Genomic DNA, 18,665 nt, shown 5'->3' with positions numbered 1-18,665 from the left:
CGATGTCGGTGATGGTCAGGGTGCCGCCGGTGGTCAGCTGGCCGTCCTCGGCCACGTTGCCCGCCGAGTTGCCGTTGATGGTCGCGCCATCGTTGGTGCCGGTGATCGTAACCGTGATGGTCTTGGTCGCCGTGCCGTCCTCGGAGGTCACCAGGATGCTGTCGGTCAGGGTCTGGCCCGCCGGCAGATGCTGGACATCGGTGTTGGCGTTGTCGAGCGTGTAGCTCCAGGTGCCGTTGGCGTTGACCGTGAAGGCGCCGTAGGCCTTCTTGCCGTCATCGCCGGAGATCGGCCGCAGCTCGGCCTCGCCGGTGTCGATGTCGGTGATGGTCAGGGTGCCGCCGGTGGTCAGCTGGCCGTCCTCGGCCACGTTGCCCGCCGAGTTGCCGTTGATGGTCGCGCCATCGTTGGTGCCGGTGATCGTAACCGTGATGGTCTGGGTGTCGGTCGCACCGCTTTTGTCGGTGCCAGTCAGGGTGTAGGTGAGAACCAAGGTCTCGCCAGCGGCGAGGTAATCAAACGCCTGGCTGCCGGAATTGAAGTTCCAGCACAGGCTGCCAGTGGTTCCGTCCGCGGCATTGCCCGTGTTGCCGGTCAGGCTCAGCATCGCTTTCAGGTCGGCCGCGCTGATCCCGCCAGCGCCACCGGTGCCACTGGTCGCCACCGAGCTCACCACCACGTTCACAGTGTCGCTAGTGTCCGCATCGCTGACTGTCAGCGTGCCCGATGCCTTCAGGCCCGCATTGGTCTCCAGGAGCGACACCGAAGCCGAGTCACTGCCCACAACCTTAATGTCCGGAACATCGTTGGTACCCTTGAGAGTCACCCAGACTGTGGCCCAGCTAAGAGTACCGTTCGCCAGCCGGATGGCGTAGGTGAACTTGTCCACAGCTGTTTCGCCGGCAGCGAGGAAATCAACCGAACTGGAGTCGTACTTCACGACACCGTTCACGATTGAGATGCGAGCTTTGAGGTCGCTGTACTCCGGAACGGAATTGGCCAGACCGTCTTGGGTTAATAGGTCGATGCTGCCGTTGCCACTGTCATCAGTTTGCGTCGTGTCATCGATAGACCACAGGATCTTCGCGTTTCCGCCAAGATCATTAGCCATCACGTCAAAGTAGGAGATGATGTTCTCGGTCGCGGCGAATTTGTCGTCCATCGCCTGCGGGGTGAGAGTGAACGAAGTCGTGGTACCGCCGCTCGTGTTCGTAGGCATTTGGAGCATCTCCTGAGTCCGCTCGGGTCAGGTGATCGGCTAGCCCGCGCGTCTGCGCAGGCTCGCCGGTGCCCGTCCCCCTGATGTCGTTGGGCGGGGTTATTACAGACGTTAACAAGAAGTTAGCATAAGGAATATATAAAGGACCCAATTTGGGACATGCGCGTTTGCGCCGCCCAAGCTCGCTTCCTTATGCAATCGTTATGCTGCCGCTCTATCGCGTGCTGGCGTACGCCTGGTTAACAGCTCACGCACTCAGGCGCAGTAAACTCGATGACTTCCATCCTCCTCGTCGATGATGATACTCAGATCGTGCGTGCGATCGTCCCAGCCCTCCAGGTGAGCGGACTCACAGTTAAGGTAACCACTAACGGGCAGGACGCTATTAATCAGGTGGACGCGTCCGAGTGGGACGCCCTCATCGTAGACCTCGGCCTGCCCGACATGGACGGAAAATCGGTGATCCGGCATCTCCGAACCAAGTTCACCACGCCCGTGGTCGTCATCTCGGCCCAGCATTCAGCAGCAGAGGTCGACGCGGCAAAACTCGTGGGAGCCAGCTGCTTCCTCCACAAGCCGTTCAGGACCCCAGACCTAGTCCAATGTCTGAGCCGGCTATTGCCCAACTAAGGTGCTTGCAGCAGCCGATTATATGCAGACATCAAGCGTTCAGGAATGGGGCAGCGTGGCAGAAGTCCGCAATTAACTTCGTCTAGTATGTTCGGGTTTAATCGCGTTAGTGCTACCACACCTGCGATTGGGTGAGGGAATGCCTGTAACGCGTACCGGGAACACTGCTGCGCTTGCGAGTGACTTCGTCACTGCCTTGCTGGCACCTACGCTCGCGCTTCTTGCGGCCGAAGCCATCCATTCGCTGCTTGGCGTGGCCCGCCTAGGCATTCTTTTTCTGGCGTCCGTAACACTGGCTGCCTCGATCCGCGGAAGCCGGGCCGCTGTCTTTGCTGCTTTCATCAGTGTGGCCGCTTACCGGCTCTTTCTCGAGTTCCGCACCAATGATCAGCCGACGGCCGCTGAGGACCTGATCAACCTCGTCATTTTCCTGATCGTCGCCCTCATCACCGGGGCGCTCGCAGGCAAGGTTCACGATGAGGCCGCCAAGGCGCGCCGCCACGCCGAGAGCATGGATCTTCTATTCCAAACCAGTCGCGCCTTGTCGGAAGAGGGCGAGAGATCATTCTGGCCAGCTTTGACTGACGCTCTAGCGAGGGCCTCGGGCAAGGGAAGCTTGGCGCTTGATGCAAGCGGCCTTCTGCGAGCCCAGGCCGGGGACACAGAGCACGCGTCAGAAGCTCAAGCTCTCGGCAGGGATATTCTTCAGGCCCCTAGGTACACCCGAAGTCTTCACAACGGGACCTGGCGAGGACGAACCATCCCGGTCGAGGAGCCTTTTGCCGGAGTACTCTTGTGGGAGGACGGCGACGCTGGCCGCGGCATGGAAGAGTTCGTCGAGTTGCTTGTGGATCTGGGCTCCGCGTATCTCTCACGCACCCGCATCCGCGAAGAACAGCTTCGCATGAAGGCGGCCGAGGAGGGAGGCAAGCTGCGCCAGGCGCTGTTGTCTTCCATCTCGCACGATTTCCGTTCGCCTTTGGCGGCCATCATCGGATCAGCGACGAGCCTTCTTGAATATGGCGAAAAGTTTGGCTCCGAGGTTCGCCAGGATCTCTTGCTGAATATCCGTGACGAAGGAGAAAAACTGAACCAGTTCGTCGCCAATCTGCTGAACATGACGCGACTTCAAGCAGGCGTTGTCAAACCCAGCATGAAGCCTGTGAAGGTTCGGGACGCTGCTTCGGCAGCGGTCGAGCGACTAGCACGTCATCATGGCACCGAACCTAAAATCAAGATTGATGCCAACTGCGAGGTGAGCGCTGATCCGATGCTGCTCGAGCAGGCGCTTTATAACGTTCTTGATAATGGGCTGAAATATGCGGGCTGCGGCGATGCCATTCGGGTGACTTCCACCACAGTAGGCGGACTGTGTGAGATCCTGATCACCGACAATGGACCGGGGCTTTCGAAAGAAGACCAGGCAGGCATCTTCAGCACCTTTCATTTCACCCGCAAGAACGGGCACTCGAAAGGCACAGGACTGGGCTTGTCCATCTCGCAGGGCTTTGTGGAGGCCATGAATGGCAACATTGAGGCCCGAAACCGAACGGACGGGCTGTCGGGGCTGGAGATCGCCATCACCTTGCCCCGGAGTCAGGAATGAACAAACTCAACATACTCGTGGTCGAGGACGAGCTGGGGATCGTCCGGGTCTTGGAGCGTACACTAACAGCAACTGGCGCAGCCGTGAGAATTGCCTGGAATGGCCGAGAAGCTCTGGCTTGCCTGAAAGTCGACAAGTACGATGTGGTTCTATGCGACCTTGGACTTCCGGATCTCGACGGGCACGAGCTCGTGGCGAAGATCAGGGAGGACTCGGACATCCCGATCATCGTGCTCTCTGCACGAGCTGATGAGCAGGACCGCATCAAGGCGCTCGATGCTGGCGCTGACGACTTCGTAGCCAAGCCATTCTCGGCAGGTGAACTGCTTGCTCGCATCAGGGCGGCCGTACGGCGCCGCTCTCCAACTCGGGGGGCTCGAAGGATCAGGTTCGGCGAGCTTGAAGTCGATCTTGATCGCAGGCGCGTAGTCCTTCACGGCCAAGAGATCAGTCTCTCAGTCCGCGAACATTCTCTGCTTACCTTGCTTGCTCAATCAGTGGATGGGATTGCTACGCACCGGCAGATCATCGAGCGCGTCTGGGGAAGAGAAGCTAGCGCGGAGACCCAGTCAGTGCGCGTCCTTGTGGGGCAGCTCAGACAGAAGCTCGAGCAAGATCCCTCAACTCCACGAATACTTCGAACTGAGCCCGGCGTAGGCTACCGCCTGACCAAAGCCGATTAGGGAACTGGTGGAACGGGATGAATGCTCCGCTACAGCCACGTACGAGATACGAAGAGGTGGTGCCAGAGCGCCTAAAGCTTGCGCGCATAAGATCCGGCATGACTCAACGGCAGCTGGCGCAGCTGCTCGGCGTAACGCCGGCGGCCGTCTGCTACTGGGAGCAGGGTAGATCGGTTCTCAATGCCGATTCCCGCCATTCGAGCTGCAAAAGTGCTTAGTGTCAGTTTTGAATACCTCCTCGGACGCAACTACACGGACCGAGATGTACTCACTCCTTCTGAAATCGTTCTCAGAGCTAAGATGGAGATAGCCGCCGCCCTTGAATAAGCATCAATGATGTATCGATATCTTTATCAGACTCGCCGATTTGAGCAGCCAGCCAAGTAAGCTACAGCAATCGCAACCGTGTTTTGCTGGTCAAATTCACGCCAAGCATTAGCTTTCCAATGGCCGCATTCCCCTCGCTGCCACGCATACCGGACCGTCTTCTTGCGGCCGCATAGATGGGTAGCGCCGCAACGTATTTTTTGTGGTGGGAAGGGGAGCGGCGGTTTCTGGGTCCCAACCGGCAGGAAGCGGACGTTCGCCCCCAAAGCGATGATCTACAGATAGAGACCTAAGCGGCAAACATTTTATGTCGCACGGCAAAGTGGCTCGCGGCTTCGATCCGGTTTGATCGGCTATGAGCCCGCAAATGAACAAGGACCTGAACGCTCCCGAGATTGACGCAATTCGAACGGCAGGCGGGCTGGTGCGCGGCTCGCTTGAGAGGGGTGTCCGACGGTTCTTGGGTATCCATTACGCCGCACCGCCGGTCGGGGCGAATCGATTCCGAGAACCAGTGCCCGTTCTGCCATGGGAAGGTGTGCGGGATGCGATAATGCCCGGTCCGAGTGCTCCCTACAAGATCCGGCCGTTCCCGCAGCTCGATGTAGTGCCGCTGGTCGGCAATAGTGGCGAACAAGGCGGTGACTATCTCAGGCTGAATATCTGGGCACCGGAGAACGCCCGAAACCTGCCCGTGATGTTGTTCATCCACGGCGGCGGCTTCGTGCTTGGAAGCAAGGACTCGGCCGCGCACGACGGGACGGCCCTGGCCCGGGCCGGCGTGGTCAGCGTCGCCATCAACTACCGCCTGAACATCGATGGCTTCCTGCCTGTGCCGGGCATTCCGACAAACCTTGGCCTTCGCGACATGATCGCGGCCCTGCGTTGGGTCCGCGACAACATCGCGGCATTTGGGGGCGATCCGGACAACGTTACGCTGTTCGGCGAAAGCGCGGGCGCCATGGCGACCGCGAACCTCGTCACTTCACCGCTGGCGAAAGGCCTGTTCCGCCGGGCCATCGTGCAGAGCGGCCATGGATCGATGGTGCGTGAGATCCCGGTTGCCCGCCGGCTGGTGAGCAAGCTGGCCAAGCTGCTCAAAATCAGCCCCGACGCCGAGGGCTTCGCGTCCGTACCGTTCGACCGGGTGTGGGCCGCGATGGAGAAGGCCGGCAAGCCGATCGGCGGCGCCGACCTGCGCGACGCGGATGGCTATGAGCCCGTATACGGCATCAGCCGGTTCATCCCGGTCTACGGCGACGACGTGCTTCCGGAGCTCCCCTTGCGCGCGCTGGAGAAAGGCGCCGGCAAGGACGTCGACCTGCTGATCGGCACCAACGCTGAGGAGATGAACCTTTACTTCGTCCCGACCGGCATCAGGCGGCGCATTCCCGGGCTACTCGCAAGTTGGCTGCTTGGCCGCTCGAACCCCCACGCTCGAGCGGCGCTGAAAGCTTACGGCCTTGGCTCGGGCAAGCGGCCGGGTGAGGCGATGACGGAGGCGATGAACGACCTGGTGTTCCGCTGGCCGGCACGCCAGTTCGCCGTGGCGCACTCCGGACGGACGCACGTCTACGAGATGGACTGGCGCTCGCCGGCCTCCAATGGAGAACTCGGCGCCTGCCACGGGATCGAGCTGCCGTTCGTGTTCAATACCCTGAGCACCGTCACCGGCCCGCGCGGCCTGGCCGGAGAGAACCCGCCGCAGGAGCTGGCGGACCGCGTGCAATCACTGTGGGTCAGCTTCGCCCGCGACGGCAGCCTGCCGTGGGCGGAATTCGATGTCGAGGGACGACAGGTCTATCAGCTCGATGCCGCGAAAGCTGTGACCGAGCCGGTGATGCCGGCGGCCGCCTTCACTCCACGTTGAGGTGTCCAGCCATGTATCTCCAACGCTTCCGGCTGGATGGGCAGACTGCCTTCGTGACGGGCGGCGGTCAGGGCATCGGCTTGGCAGCCGCCGAGGCGCTGGCCGAAGCCGGCGCGGCCCTGATCATCGCCGACCGTGACCGGGTCGTATTGGAGCGTGGCACGGCGGTGCTGGCAGACAAAGGCTACGACGTTCGTGCCATTGAGCTTGACGCGACGGACGCGGCCGCCGTGAAGTTCGCGGCCGACGAGGTGGTCGAGCGTCACGGGCGGGTCGACATTCTCGTCAATAACGCCGGCATCGCCCGCAGCGAAACGCCGGCCGAGGACGTCGCGGACGAGCATTGGCTGAACGTGCTCGACGTCAATCTGAACGGCACGTTCTGGTGCGCGCGGGCTTTTGGCCGGCACATGCTGGCTGCGGGCAGGGGCACGATCATCAACGTCGGGTCTATGAGCGGCTTCATTGTCAACCGGCCTCAGCCGCAAAGCTACTACAACGCTTCCAAGGCGGCGGTTCACCAATTAACCCGCTCCCTGGCTGCAGAGTGGGCAGGGCGCGGAGTTCGGGTCAACGCAGTCGCGCCTACCTACATCGCGACCCCACTGAACGCCTTTGCGGACAAGGAAGGCGAGATGTACCGCCGCTGGATCGACGGAACGCCGATGGGGCGCCTGGGCGAGCCGGAGGAGGTCGCAGCCGTGATCCTGTTCCTGGCCAGCCCTGCCTCCAGCCTGATGACCGGAAGCATCGTTCTGGCCGATGGCGGCTACACCTGCTGGTAAGCCGATCGGTCAATCCTCCGTTCCGATCGGCATAGCTTCTACACCTTTCAGATAGGTTAGATGCAGCCTAGCCTACTCCACGGAGAGCGGCTGCGCCCCGGCGTAGCTGCGAAGGAGGAGCTCGGAAATTCATGCGCAGCAGTCTGCACCTTTTCTTGTCCGCTAGCGCTGTCGCGCTCACTGCCACGCCTGCCTTGGCCCAGGAGACAACTCCTTCGCCGCAGCCGACCGAGCAGCAGGACGGAACCGGAGCCACTCCGGCGGGAACGGCCGCGCAGCAGTCCGACGAGACCGGCGCGGCGCCGTCCGACATCGTGGTCACCGCCCGCAAGCGCGTCGAAGCTCTGCTGGACGTGCCGGTCGCCGCCACTGCCATCACCGGTGAAGTGATCGAGAAGCGCGGACTGGTGTCGGCGCGCGACATCGCCGCATTGACCCCGGGACTCAACATCAACAGCGACGCTGCTGGCCGCGCGTTTGTCGCCATTCGCGGCGTGGGCGTGACGCTGGTGGACACCGTGCAGCCGGGTGTCGGCATCTTCATCGACGGTGTCTATCAGCAGAATACGTCCTACCTGAACAACCCTCTGGTCGATGTCGAGCGGGTGGAGGTGCTTCGCGGACCGCAGGGCACCTTGTACGGCAAGAACACCCTCGGCGGCGCGATCAACATCATCACGCGCCAGCCGTCCAACGAGCTGCAGGTCCGCGCCATCGGTAGCTACGCCCGCCCGGACAAGAACTGGCTGCTGTCCGGGTCCGTCAGTGGCCCGATCGTCACCGACCGCTTGCAGGCGCGGATCGGTTATGCGCACCGCCAGCAGGAAGGTTTCACCCGCAACACCCTGCTCGGCACGGACGGCAATCCGCTGCAGACCGACAGCCTGCGGGGCACGATCCGAGCGTTGCCGGCGCCGGACGTGATCCTGACGGTGAACGGCTATCGCGATTGGGTGAAAGGCGCTTCCACGCCCTACGCTTATGTCGATGGCCCCACCGACTATAATCGCGAGATCCGGTTCAATACCCGCAATATCCAGCGCTTTCGCTACAGCGGCATCAACGCCCGCCTGGAGTTCCCGCTCGAAAGCCTGAATACCGACGTCACCCTAATCGGGGCCTATGACCGCCGCCGCGGCGAGGCTCCGGACTCGGACCTCGACTTCTCGGAGCAGGACATCGCCCGAAACAGCGGTACCGACCTGTTTCAGACCCGCACCGCGGAGCTGCGCTTCGACACCCGCCTGTCGGACACGCTGAGCTCGATCGTCGGCCTGTTCTACAGCCGCGAGACACGCGATGCGAACACGATCACCACCCTGTTCCCCGGCGTGCTGAACCTCCAGAACGTCACCGATGCAGCAACCAAGGGTGACACCTACGCTGCGTTCGGCAACATTTTCTGGCGACCGAGCACCGATTGGGAGCTGTCGGCCGGCCTGCGCTACGACGTGCAGAAGCGCGATGCCGACGGCCTCATCACCCTGTTCACGGGCGTGCAGCAGGTCACTGACGAGGAGCTGAACGAGAAGCACCTCTCGCCACGGGTCGCGCTGACCCGGCATTGGAACCGCAACCTGATGAGCTACGCCTCCATCTCGCGCGGTTTCCGCGGTGGGGGCTTCAACTCGCCGACCGCGCCGTTCCGCACCTACAAGGGCGACAACGTCTGGACCTATGAGGCGGGCACGAAGTACTCGTCGCCCGACCGGCGCTTCTCGCTTGCGGGCGCGGTGTTCTATAACGATTATCGGGACTTCGTCGGCCTTAACAGCATTGCTCCGGCAGTGACCGGCGGGTTCACCACCGTTGACCTCAACTCAGGCGACGTTCGCAGCTACGGTGTCGAGGTGGAAGGGACCTTTCGCCCGACCCGCAACTGGACGCTGAGCGGCGGCCTGTCGTTGCAGCACGCGCGGCTGACGAACACGGATATCTACACGGAGCTGACCGGCCGCACCCTCGCGTCCGACCGCCTCCCGTTCCAGCCCGACTACAACTTCAACCTCAACAGTGACTACACCGTCCCGGTCGGCAGCGGCGAGGTGACCTGGAACATCGGTCTCCTCGGCAAGGGCAGCCGTATCGCCGGCAGTCTCAGCGAGACGGCGGCACCGGTGTTGAAGGCGTACACTTTGGTCAACACCGGCCTGACCTATCGGACCGGTCCGGTCGAGTTCACCGCGTTCGCCGACAACCTGTTCAACAAGAAGTTCTTCGAGTCCTACATCGAGAAGACCACGCTGATCCTGGCTGGGCTCACCCCAACCGACGTCGGCATCGTCGGCGAGGGCCGCCGCTACGGCCTGCGCACGCGCCTGCGGTTCTAGTCATGGGCGCGCCAGTCGAACCGCCGCTCCGGAAGCCGCTCCCCGAGACGCTGGTTGCGGCGCTCGGTGAGCGCTTGGGCGACCGCTTCCACGTCGGGCAGGCGATGTGCGACGAGCATGGCCGCAGCGAGACGCACTTTTCGCCGATGCCGCCGGACGCCGTCGCCTTTGCACGGAGCACTGACGACGTGGTCGCCGTGGTCAATCTGTGCCGCCAGGCTGGCGTGGCGGTCATCCCCTTCGGTGCGGGCACGTCGGTCGAGGGAAACACGTTGGCCGTGCGCGGCGGCGTGTCGCTGAACCTGTCCCGCATGGACCGCATCCTGCAGGTGAACGCCGAGGACTTCGACTGCGTGGTGGAGGCCGGGGTTCGACGCGAGGAGCTTAATGCGCATCTCCGGGACCAAGGATTGTTCTTCCCGATCGATCCCGGTGCCAATGCGACGATCGGCGGCATGGCCTCGACCCGCGCATCCGGCACCAACGCGGTGCGCTACGGCACCATGCGCGAGGCGGTGCTCTCGCTGACCGTGGTGACGGCAGACGGGCGCGTGATCCGAACCAGCCGACGCGCCCGCAAGTCCGCCGCCGGCTATGACCTGACCCGCCTGTTCGTCGGCTCGGAAGGTACGCTGGGCATCATCACCGAAGTGACGCTCAGGCTGCACGCCATCCCAGAGGCGATCTCGGCAGCGACGTGCAGCTTCGAAACGATCGGTGGCGCGGTCGACACCGTGGTGCAATCGATCCAGCTCGGCATTCCGTTGGCGCGGGTTGAGATACTGGACGACATACAGATCAGGGCGGTGAACGTTTGGTCCAAGCTCGACCTGCCAGAGCAGACCACGTTATTCTTCGAGTTCCACGGCTCCGAACGCTATGTCGCGGAGCAGGTCGAGACGGTTGGCGAGCTCGCCGCGGCGAACGGCGGCGGCGAGTTCCGCTGGTCGCACCGCACGGAAGAGCGCAACGCCCTGTGGAAGGCGCGGCACGAGGCCTATTATGCGGCGGTCAACCTGCGGCCAGGCGCCATCGGCTGGGCCACGGACGTGTGCGTGCCGATGAGCCGGCTGGCCGAGTGCATCGCCGAGACCAAGGCGGACTTGCAGAACTCGTCCGTTCCGGCAACCATCCTGGGTCACGTCGGGGACGGCAACTTCCATGTCGTCTTCTCGATCGATCCGACGAAGGCAGCAGAACTGGAAGAGGTGCGGGCGATCAACAATCGCATGGTCCGCCGCGCGCTGGCGATGGACGGGACGTGCACGGGCGAACATGGCATTGGTCTCGGCAAGCAGGAATATCTGGTCGAGGAGCTTGGCGAAGCAGTGGACCTCATGCGCGCGGTGAAGCAGGCACTGGATCCGCAGGGCGTGCTCAACCCTGGCAAGATCTTCTCGTGAACATGTCCGGCCGCGTATGGAGCCGCCGCTGATGGCTACGCTCGCCGTTCCGAACGATCGCGCCTGGCCGCTTCGCCGTTCGCTCGCCGCCATGCTGATCCTGACGGTGTCCATCGCCACCGGGTTCACCGCCATGCAGAGCTTCGGCATCATGGCTGAAAGCGCCAAGCGAGAGCTGGGACTTTCGGATAGTGCGCTGGCGCTGATCCAGGGCGGCGGGGCAGCGCTGCCGCTGCTAGTCTTTTCGGTTCCGATCGGGGTGCTGATCGACCGGCGCAACCGCGTCCGCCTGATGCTCTGGTTGGCTGCGATCTGGACGTTTGGTTGCTTCGTGACCGCGATGGCTGCCAACCCCGCAATCCTGTTCGTCGGGCGCATGCTGACCGGGATCGGCACCACTGGCGCATTGACCGCCATTCTGTCGCTGATGGCGGATATGTGCCTGCCCGAGCAACGCGGCCGCGCAATGCTGCTGGCAAATCTCGGCAAGAGCGTCGGCATCGCGGCCGGTTTCGCGGTTGCGGGGTGGCTGCTCGGCTGGTTCGGACGGCCCGGCGCGCCCGCCTGGTACGGCGACATCACCCCGTGGCGCAGCGCGCAATACACCCTCGGCATTGTCAGCACTTTGCTGATCCTGCCGCTCCTGCTGCTTCGTGAGCCCGCGCGGCATGAAGTGGAGGCCGGACCGCATGCGCCTTTCCGGGTAGTGGCGGCCGAACTCTGGTCGCGGCGGCGCTTCCTCCTGCCTTTGTTCGTCGGCCAGACCAGCGTCGTCATGGCAGACGGCGCCGCGGGCATCTGGGCATCGCCGGTATTAGAGCGCTTCTACGGATCGGCGCCGGCTGACTTTGGCGGATGGCTGGGCGGAATCATCCTGGCTCAGGGCATTCTCGGCTCCATCCTTGGCGGCCTGCTTGCCGACTGGGGTCAGAAGAGCGGTCGGAAGGGCGGCTTGCTGATCGGAGCGGTGTTTGCGGCGATCGTTGGCGTGCCCACCGCGCTGTTCCCGATCATGCCGGACGTGACCGGATTTGCGGTGATGATCGGTATGCTGATGCTGGCGGGGAGCATCACCGGGCTGATCACGTCCGTGGCGCTGACCGTGTTCCTGCCCAACGAACTGCGCGGCCTGTCGATTGGTGCCTTCATCGCCATCGCCGGGCTGATCGGCTTCGGGCTGGCTCCGACCCTGGTTACCCTCGTCAGCAGCCTATTGGGTGGGGAGCGATACCTAGCTCAGGCGCTTGCCGGCGTTGGCATCGTCGTCAGCGCCGTCGCGGTGATTGGCTTCGTGCTGGCCATGCGCCGGGCACCGGAGCCAGTTGCGCGCACAGCCAACGCTCACGCGTGAAATGACAAGGCTGGCGGGCGTTGAGCTGGGCGGCACCAACGCCTTGGTGGCGCTTGGCGAGGGAACTGAGCTTATCGGCCGTGCGGCGTTCAAGGTCACCGATCCCGGCGCGACGTTGGGCCAGATCGCGGCCCAACTCGCACGCTGGAATAGGGAGCAGCCGATCGAGGCGCTTGGGGTCGCCAGCTTCGGCCCGATCCGCGTGGACCTTGCCGCTCCGGACCATGGCCATATGCTCCCGACGCCCAAACCAGGGTGGAGCGGCGCGGACGTGCTGGGTCCGCTGGCAGCTGCCGTCGCGGGCCCGGCGGTTCTCCAGACCGATGTTACCGCAGCCGCGCTGGCCGAGGGCCGGTGGGGCGCGGCCCATGGGTGTTCCGACCACCTGTACATCACAATCGGAACCGGGGTCGGGATCGGCATCGTCGCTGGCGGCCGGCCGATCATCGGTCGAATGCACCCGGAAGGCGGGCACCTCCGCGTACGGCGCGTCCCGTCTGACGAGTTCGCCGGGAACTGCCCTTATCATGGGGACTGCCTCGAGGGGCTGATCAGCGGTCCAGCGTTGGCCGCTCGCCTCGGCTGCGATCCAGCCACCTTGTCCAGCGACCATCCGGTCTGGCAGCTGTTCGTGGACGCACTAGCGGAGGCCTGCGCCGACCTGCTTCTGCTGCTCGCGACGGAGCGGATCGTCGTGGGCGGCGGAGTGATCCGCAGCCGCCCCGAGCTGCTCACGGCCGCCGCGAAGCGCTGCTCCGACAAGTTGGCTGGCTACCTGCCGTTCATCGACGACTCCGAATTGATCGTTCCTGCCGCCCTGGAGAATGCGGGCGTGAGCGGAGCACTCCATCTTGCCGAGTTGAAGCTGTCAGATAGGTATTGCTAAGCTATCGGATAGCTGCCAGCATCCAAGCACAGGAGGACCTTGGATGCCGGAGTCTGCCCGAACGATCGACATCTCTGCCGAGTTGGTCACTCTGCTCGGCCCGTCGCAGAGCATCGCCGCCAATCTTCCACCAGGAAGGATCGCGCTGGTGATCCAAGTCGAGCAACCGGCACGGCTGTGCATCCACCTTGGCCAGGAGGGGATCGCTGGAGAGCAATTGGGACAAGGCAGCATCGTCCTCGCTGTTCGCGGCGACGCGCTGGCAAGCCTGTTCGATTGGTCACCGAACGTCTGCGAGCCTCAGCGCTTCTACCTTGGCAACGGCCAGGCGGCGATCGCGCGCAGCCTGTTCGAGAAGCGCGACTGCGAAGGAGCGACCGCCACCTACCGCCTGGCGAAGAGTATCGAGCTGCTCTGTGAGCTGGTCGGCGCCCTGAAAGCAGGCACACTCACTCCGATGCCTGACGACGCCCTGCTCAGCAGGAATGATCTGGAGCGTGTCACCCTGGCGCGGCAGATTATCGACGAGCAATGGTCGGAGAAACTGACCATCGACCATCTTGCCCGCCGCTGCGGACTGAACCGCTCCAAACTGACCAAAGGGTTTCGCGAGGTTTATCGTTCGTCTATCAGTGAGGCCCTCGTCGAACGCCGCCTCGCGGAGGCTCGCCGGCAACTATTGGGGACCGACCTTCCTGTGGGCGTGATCGGCTATCGCAGCGGTTACCTGAACAACGCCAGCTTCACTCGGGCGTTCGGGCGACGTTACGGCGTTAGCCCAAGCGACTTCCGCAGCCTAAGGGCAGCATAATGGACGCTGCACCCGCTGGCGGAGCGCGGTCTCTCTCCAAGACGGCCATGGATGCGGTTCGCCGTTACATCCACGACGAACAGCTGCGGGTCGGTGACGCTCTCCCTGGAGAGGGTTTCTTTGCCGAGCGGCTTGGCGTCAGCCGTGCGGTCATGCGCGAAGCCTTCGGTGCGCTTGCAGCCCTTAAGCTCATCGACGTCGCCAACGGCCGCCGCGCCAGGGTCGCCGCGCTCGATGGCTCGGCCATGTCAGCGTCGCTCGATCATGCGATCTCGACGGCCCAGATCGACGTGGCGGACGTTTGGGACGTGCGCCGCACGATCGAGCTGCGAACCGCCGAATTGGCCGCGCGCCACTCCACACTGCCGCAGGCCCGCAAGATCGTCGCGATTGCCGAGCGACTGGCTAGCGAGGACCTCAGCCAGGAGCAGCTAACCGCTGAGGACATCCAATTCCATCTCGCTATTGCCGAGGCCAGCGGCAATCCGCTTTTCTACCAGATCGTGAGCTCCTTCGTGCCGCTGATGCGGGTGGCAGTGCCGACCGCCTGGGAGACACGGCGCACTCCTGAGCAGCGACGCGAGATCCGCGAGCGGCACCGGCAATTGGCGAAGGCCATCGCCGAGCACGAGCCGGAGCAAGCCCGCCAGTGCATGGCCGCGCACTTCGACGAGTCGATCGGAGCCCTGCTCAGCGCTTCGCCTCATGCGAGTTCATCCCGCACAGCCTAGCTGAGCTTGCGTGCAGTGAATTGGATGGAGGCGATCCGCAGCTTGCAGTAGCTTACGGCAATGGGCTCTCTGCTGCAGCTAGCTTACCAGGCACGGCGGCTCATGTGGAGGGCCGTGCGGCCCCGAACCCGCGATGTGAAGGTCATGCTCTTCAACGATGTGGGTGAGGTCCTGCTGGTGCGCCATAGCTACGGCGCCACTCACCTGTTCATGCTGCCTGGAGGCGGGGTGCGTCCATGGGAGAGGCTCGCCGCCGCCGCCGCGCGTGAGATCGGCGAGGAGCTTGGATGCATGATCCAAGATCTCAGATTGATCTCGACACATAGCACGTCTGCTGAAGGGAGCGCGACACGATCTCGCTGTTCGAAGCGCAGGTGATCGGAAGACCCCAGACAGACAACCGGGAGATCGTGGAAGCAGCTTTCTTTGATCTTGATGCATTGCCGGAAACTGTCTCGCCCGCAACGATGCGACGGCTGGCCGAAAAGAAAGGGGCCAGGGTAGCGGATGGGGACTGGTAGGCTGGTCGGCCGACCTCGTATCCCAGCATGGCTTACGCCTGTCGAGTCGTGCGCGGAATCCGATGGGCACGCCTCCTGTTTATCGAGGCACCCGACGCACGTGCCTGCGTGCAAGGTGATTTACACTATTCACCCCGGCCAACGTCAGCGTTCGTTCGAACTCCTCGCGCAGTAAGGTCAAAGCGCGGTCCACACCGGCTTCCCCGCCGGCAGCAAGGCCGTAGAGATATGGCCTCCCGATCGAGCACCCACTCGCGCCGAGCGCACAAGCCTTCACGATGTCCGACCCGCGTCGAATGCCTCCGTCGCAGATAACATCGGGACCATCGCCAAGGGCCTCGCGAACGGCCGCGATCTGATCAACCGGCGCGGGGGCGCCGTCGAGCTGGCGACCGCCATGGTTCGAGATCATTACGCCGGTTGCACCAGAGCCTATCGCGCGCTTGGCGTCTTCCCGGGTCATGACGCCCTTGATCGAGAGTGGGCCACCCCACTCACGCGCAAGCCATTCAACGTCCGCCCAGGTCAGGCTCCGGTCAAACTGCGCGCCGATGTAGTCGAACAGGCTCATTGGCCCGCCAGCCAGGGCATCCACCCTGTGGCTGACGTTAGCGAGGTCGAACTTGGAACCGGAGAGCGCAGGAATGGACCAGGATGGGTGAGCTGCGAAGCTCAGCATCGAGCGCAAGGTCAGCCTCGGTGGCAGCGAAAGACCGTTCAGTCGGTCCCGCTCGCGATTGCCCGCCACGGGCGTGTCGACCGTAAGCGCCAAACCATCAAAGCCAGCCGCCTTGCAGCGCGCCACGAACTCGGCGGTAAGCCCGCGATCCTTGAAGATGTAGATCTGGAAGACCTTGGGACCGGCGCAGGCCTGAGCGAGCGCCTCCAGCCGCGTCGTACCGAGCGTCGAAAGGCTGTAAAGCAAGCCATGCTTGCCCGCTGCGCGTGCGACTGCCAACTCGGCCTCTTGGTGGAACATCCGGGTGAGCCCCGTGGGCGCGAGCATCAAAGGTAAAGTCGTCGGCTGCCCGAATAGGGATGTCGCAGTCCTGATGCTCGACACGTCCGTGAGAACATCCGGCACGAGTTCGTATGTCGAGAAGGCCGACTGGTTCCGCTGAAGCGTCACCTCGTCGTCCGCCCCGCCGTCGATATAGTCGAAGATCGGACGCGGGAGTCTGCGGCGCGCCAGTCGACGCAGGTCGCCTATGTTGTTGGCACGCTCCAGCCGCCTTGTCCTGCTTAGGCGCATGAGCATCGCCCAGCTGGCGCGAACGAGGCTGAGAACGTGGCTTCAGCCATCGCGAGAGGTTGTCGTACTGCCATCGGTGGAGCGCGTCATGCCATGCATGCGCACGCACTGACATCGTCGCGCTGTGCAGATCGTCGATTATGATTTGCCCGGCTGCAACATCCGCACCTCGCCGGACATAAAACGACGCTCGATGGTAGTGAGAGCGGCGGCAAGACGGAGGGTTCGGGTCGTCAGTATTACCCTGCAAGACCAAGTCTATTTCGGAACATACTGGCAGGTCCTTGACGGTGCCGGAGCATCGCTCGTGTTGGGCGGAGGCTTTCACGTCGCAGGGCTGGAGCGGACCTCTGAGCGAGATTTTTTCGCAGGCATCGTAACTCGGACGGACGCTGCCGGCCGAGTCACCGACGTTATCCTTGCGTTCGCGGGCGCTCAGGGCATTGACGCAGTCCAGGGTGAATCCATCCTGGCAGGCATACCGCTGGACGAGGCTGCGCGCGCCACCAGCATTTACGATGCCATACTCGCCAATCCCGCCTATGCCGACGCGCGCATCCATGTGATGGGCCACTCACTCGGTGGTGGCTAAACCGAGTATGTCCTGGCCTACTCGCTTGCGACCTATGGTTCGGCCTTGACCGATGCACGAGCGGATTTCGTTGGCTTTGGAGCGCCGAACTGGGAAGGAGCTGCTGCACGCCACTTCGGAATCGACCCGTTGCTCATGGAGAATAGGTTTGCCGACTACACGGCAGCCAATGATCCCGTCCTTATCAACGGCGTGGAAAGGATAGGGACAACCTACTTCCTTCCAGCATTCACCGGCTCCGGCATCGTCGATGCTGCCACGGCTCCGGTAGCGGCGCACTCACCGACCACCTATGCTTCCGCTTTGGGGCTACCCGACTGGCTTTCGACCCAAGATCAGGAAGCAGCAACGGCAGTGGTGAATGCCGACTTTCCTACCGGCAACGCGATCGATCCAAGCTATGGGCCGTCCGGGTCCCTTTCGCTGTTTGTCGCTGGCAGTCGCGGCGATGATGTTCTGGCGGGCCTAGGTGGGGACGACACGATCGTCGGCGGGCCAGGAAAGGACATCATGAGCGGGGCAAGCGGAGCAGATGTTTTCGTCTTCAACGGAATTGCTGAGAGCGGAAGCAGCCCCTCGGGCAGCGACGCTATCCTCGATTTCGACCACCTCGACGGCGACAAGATCGACCTGTCCGCGATCGATGCTCGTGCTGACATGCTCGGCAAGCAGGATTTCACCTTTGTGCAAGGAACGAAGTTCTTGGCTCCGGGTCAGGTCGTCAGCTGGATGGAAGGGAATACGACATGGATCGCGGCGAACACGGATTGGGATGCCTCGCCCGAGTTCATGATCAGGCTTGATGGTCGACACGTAATCGCTGCTGACGATCTGATCTTGGATGCGAGCCCAGGATGGATTCTCCTCGCGCCAGTCGCACAGATCGGAAGCCTTCTCTAGGCAACAACACCTCTTCAGGTGACGGTCTGTTGGCGCCCACTTGCCGATGCGCAGGTTGGCCTTACAGTGAGCGTCTGCTGATGGTGGTAAGCGGAAGGGCTACTTTGGGGCGCCGATCGGCAGGAGCGGACATCCGTTCAAACGCGCTGTCGAGGCAGCAATGTGCCCATCTTGGTCGTTCTGAATGGTTCGGCCGGCACCCGTAAGCGGACCTTCGTTCAGCTATCTTAGCTGATGTTAGGGATCCACACAGAGCGGACATTCGAGCTGCAGCCGCTAAGCGCGCGTTCCGACGCTGGGTTCCAAATGGCGAACACGGCGCCTGCTGGGAGGAAGTTGGGCAAGGAACCGACTGGGTGCCGGCGCGGATTGCTTGCGTTGCGATCAAGCGTCCCAGACTTAAACCTTCAGGTGAGTCGAGCGGGATGGAAATCATCACCTGACCGACGTCTGCTTATCCGCCAGCGCCGAGAACAAATGCGTGCAAGCCCTGCCAGCATAGGCTAATACAGATCAGCTCCGGGTAACCGAGTCGTGAACTCAATCACGGGGTCAGTGCCTGCCAGAACACAGCATTAAGTGCGTCAAGTGCCCCTTCAAGGCCGTTCACCTAAAATGTTGCGTAGGCGAATGAGATGATCTTCCCGTTGGGGAAGTATTCAGCTGCACTGTACTTGTTCCACCCGCCGGCGAACCTTCGACGTGGAACAGACATCTCCGCTAGTCCGATACTATGGTTGAATTTTGACTCGGCAGACGTAGGCAGGA

At 62.9% G+C, this 18,665-nt stretch carries 17 protein-coding genes; 15 read left to right on the top strand and 2 right to left on the bottom strand.

What is annotated here, in order from left to right; genetic code table 11:
- On the bottom strand, positions 1-1,162 hold a 1,162-nt coding region (locus tag OMW55_RS07380; protein WP_264881944.1), incomplete at its 3' end, for a VCBS domain-containing protein.
- Positions 1,163-1,492: 330 nt separating this feature from the next.
- On the opposite strand from OMW55_RS07380, the gene OMW55_RS07375 reads away from it, so the two are divergent.
- From OMW55_RS07375 to OMW55_RS13950, 13 genes are all read left to right on the top strand, one after another.
- Positions 1,493-1,849, top strand: a complete 357-nt coding sequence (locus OMW55_RS07375; protein ID WP_264881942.1) for a response regulator — start codon at positions 1,493-1,495, stop codon at positions 1,847-1,849.
- A 139-nt stretch (positions 1,850-1,988) separates the two neighbouring features.
- Positions 1,989-3,455 carry a sensor histidine kinase gene (locus OMW55_RS07370; RefSeq protein ID WP_264881941.1) on the top strand — a complete coding sequence of 489 codons (1,467 nt, stop codon included), beginning with the start codon at positions 1,989-1,991 and terminating at the stop codon, positions 3,453-3,455.
- Positions 3,452-4,138: a response regulator transcription factor gene (locus OMW55_RS07365; RefSeq protein WP_264881939.1), complete on the top strand. Its 687-nt coding sequence runs from the start codon at positions 3,452-3,454 to the stop codon at positions 4,136-4,138. Before OMW55_RS07370 ends, OMW55_RS07365 begins: the two co-directional genes overlap by 4 nt.
- A 17-nt stretch (positions 4,139-4,155) precedes the next feature.
- Positions 4,156-4,356 carry a helix-turn-helix domain-containing protein gene (locus OMW55_RS13955; RefSeq protein ID WP_407822109.1) on the top strand — a complete coding sequence of 67 codons (201 nt, stop codon included), beginning with the start codon at positions 4,156-4,158 and terminating at the stop codon, positions 4,354-4,356.
- Positions 4,357-4,820: 464 nt separating this feature from the next.
- Positions 4,821-6,335, top strand: a complete 1,515-nt coding sequence (locus OMW55_RS07360) for a carboxylesterase/lipase family protein (protein ID WP_319950658.1) — start codon at positions 4,821-4,823, stop codon at positions 6,333-6,335.
- 11 nt (positions 6,336-6,346) lie between these two features.
- Positions 6,347-7,120, top strand: a complete 774-nt coding sequence (locus tag OMW55_RS07355) for an SDR family NAD(P)-dependent oxidoreductase (RefSeq protein ID WP_264881937.1) — start codon at positions 6,347-6,349, stop codon at positions 7,118-7,120.
- Positions 7,121-7,251: 131 nt separating this feature from the next.
- Positions 7,252-9,450: a TonB-dependent receptor gene (locus tag OMW55_RS07350; protein ID WP_264881936.1), complete on the top strand. Its 2,199-nt coding sequence runs from the start codon at positions 7,252-7,254 to the stop codon at positions 9,448-9,450.
- A 2-nt stretch (positions 9,451-9,452) separates the two neighbouring features.
- A complete protein-coding gene (locus tag OMW55_RS07345; protein ID WP_264881934.1) occupies positions 9,453-10,853 on the top strand; it encodes an FAD-binding oxidoreductase in 1,401 nt (466 codons plus the stop codon).
- Positions 10,854-10,884: 31 nt separating this feature from the next.
- Positions 10,885-12,204: an MFS transporter gene (locus OMW55_RS07340; RefSeq protein WP_264881932.1), complete on the top strand. Its 1,320-nt coding sequence runs from the start codon at positions 10,885-10,887 to the stop codon at positions 12,202-12,204.
- Position 12,205: 1 nt separating this feature from the next.
- Positions 12,206-13,090, top strand: coding sequence for an ROK family protein (locus OMW55_RS07335; RefSeq protein WP_264881931.1), 885 nt, complete (start codon positions 12,206-12,208; stop codon positions 13,088-13,090).
- Between the two features lie 43 nt (positions 13,091-13,133).
- Entirely contained in the window at positions 13,134-13,901 is a 768-nt protein-coding gene (locus tag OMW55_RS07330; RefSeq protein ID WP_264881930.1) for a helix-turn-helix transcriptional regulator, read from the top strand.
- Positions 13,901-14,632: a FadR/GntR family transcriptional regulator gene (locus OMW55_RS07325; RefSeq protein ID WP_264881928.1), complete on the top strand. Its 732-nt coding sequence runs from the start codon at positions 13,901-13,903 to the stop codon at positions 14,630-14,632. The genes OMW55_RS07330 and OMW55_RS07325 overlap by 1 nt, the downstream gene beginning before the upstream one ends.
- Positions 14,633-14,692: 60 nt before the next feature.
- Positions 14,693-15,010, top strand: coding sequence for an NUDIX domain-containing protein (locus OMW55_RS13950; RefSeq protein ID WP_407822108.1), 318 nt, complete (start codon positions 14,693-14,695; stop codon positions 15,008-15,010).
- 222 nt (positions 15,011-15,232) lie between these two features.
- On the opposite strand, the gene OMW55_RS07320 is transcribed toward OMW55_RS13950, so the two are convergent.
- Positions 15,233-16,405 (bottom strand): alpha-hydroxy acid oxidase, encoded by a 1,173-nt coding sequence (locus OMW55_RS07320; protein WP_264881926.1) that lies wholly within the window; start codon positions 16,403-16,405, stop codon positions 15,233-15,235.
- A 124-nt stretch (positions 16,406-16,529) separates the two neighbouring features.
- Between OMW55_RS07320 and OMW55_RS07315 the strand changes: the two genes are divergently transcribed.
- Both OMW55_RS07315 and OMW55_RS07310 read left to right on the top strand, forming a co-directional pair.
- Complete coding sequence (locus tag OMW55_RS07315) at positions 16,530-16,997, top strand: hypothetical protein (protein ID WP_264881925.1); 468 nt, start codon at positions 16,530-16,532, stop codon at positions 16,995-16,997.
- Positions 16,998-17,042: 45 nt separating this feature from the next.
- Entirely contained in the window at positions 17,043-17,897 is an 855-nt protein-coding gene (locus OMW55_RS07310; protein WP_264881924.1) for a calcium-binding protein, read from the top strand.
- Positions 17,898-18,665: the final 768 nt, after the last annotated feature.

It is taken from the genome of Sphingomonas arvum, assembly GCF_026013565.1.
Classification (GTDB): Bacteria; Pseudomonadota; Alphaproteobacteria; order Sphingomonadales; family Sphingomonadaceae; genus Sphingomicrobium; species Sphingomicrobium arvum.
This window is presented reverse-complemented; position numbering and strand designations above follow the sequence as displayed.

Excerpts from the sequence above, each read along its gene's own strand:
- OMW55_RS07370 (WP_264881941.1), top strand. The coding sequence starts at position 1,989 with ATGCCTGTAACGCGTACCGGGAACACTGCTGCGCTTGCGAGTGACTTC.
- OMW55_RS07335 (WP_264881931.1), top strand. The coding sequence starts at position 12,206 with ATGACAAGGCTGGCGGGCGTTGAGCTGGGCGGCACCAACGCCTTGGTG.
- OMW55_RS13950 (WP_407822108.1), top strand. The coding sequence starts at position 14,693 with ATGGGCTCTCTGCTGCAGCTAGCTTACCAGGCACGGCGGCTCATGTGG.
- OMW55_RS07350 (WP_264881936.1), top strand. The coding sequence starts at position 7,252 with ATGCGCAGCAGTCTGCACCTTTTCTTGTCCGCTAGCGCTGTCGCGCTC.
- OMW55_RS07355 (WP_264881937.1), top strand. The coding sequence starts at position 6,347 with ATGTATCTCCAACGCTTCCGGCTGGATGGGCAGACTGCCTTCGTGACG.
- OMW55_RS07320 (WP_264881926.1), bottom strand. The coding sequence starts at position 16,405 with ATGCGCCTAAGCAGGACAAGGCGGCTGGAGCGTGCCAACAACATAGGC.
- OMW55_RS07365 (WP_264881939.1), top strand. The coding sequence starts at position 3,452 with ATGAACAAACTCAACATACTCGTGGTCGAGGACGAGCTGGGGATCGTC.
- OMW55_RS07345 (WP_264881934.1), top strand. The coding sequence starts at position 9,453 with ATGGGCGCGCCAGTCGAACCGCCGCTCCGGAAGCCGCTCCCCGAGACG.
- OMW55_RS07325 (WP_264881928.1), top strand. The coding sequence starts at position 13,901 with ATGGACGCTGCACCCGCTGGCGGAGCGCGGTCTCTCTCCAAGACGGCC.
- OMW55_RS13955 (WP_407822109.1), top strand. The coding sequence starts at position 4,156 with ATGAATGCTCCGCTACAGCCACGTACGAGATACGAAGAGGTGGTGCCA.
- OMW55_RS07340 (WP_264881932.1), top strand. The coding sequence starts at position 10,885 with ATGGCTACGCTCGCCGTTCCGAACGATCGCGCCTGGCCGCTTCGCCGT.
- OMW55_RS07375 (WP_264881942.1), top strand. The coding sequence starts at position 1,493 with ATGACTTCCATCCTCCTCGTCGATGATGATACTCAGATCGTGCGTGCG.
- OMW55_RS07330 (WP_264881930.1), top strand. The coding sequence starts at position 13,134 with ATGCCGGAGTCTGCCCGAACGATCGACATCTCTGCCGAGTTGGTCACT.
- OMW55_RS07360 (WP_319950658.1), top strand. The coding sequence starts at position 4,821 with ATGAGCCCGCAAATGAACAAGGACCTGAACGCTCCCGAGATTGACGCA.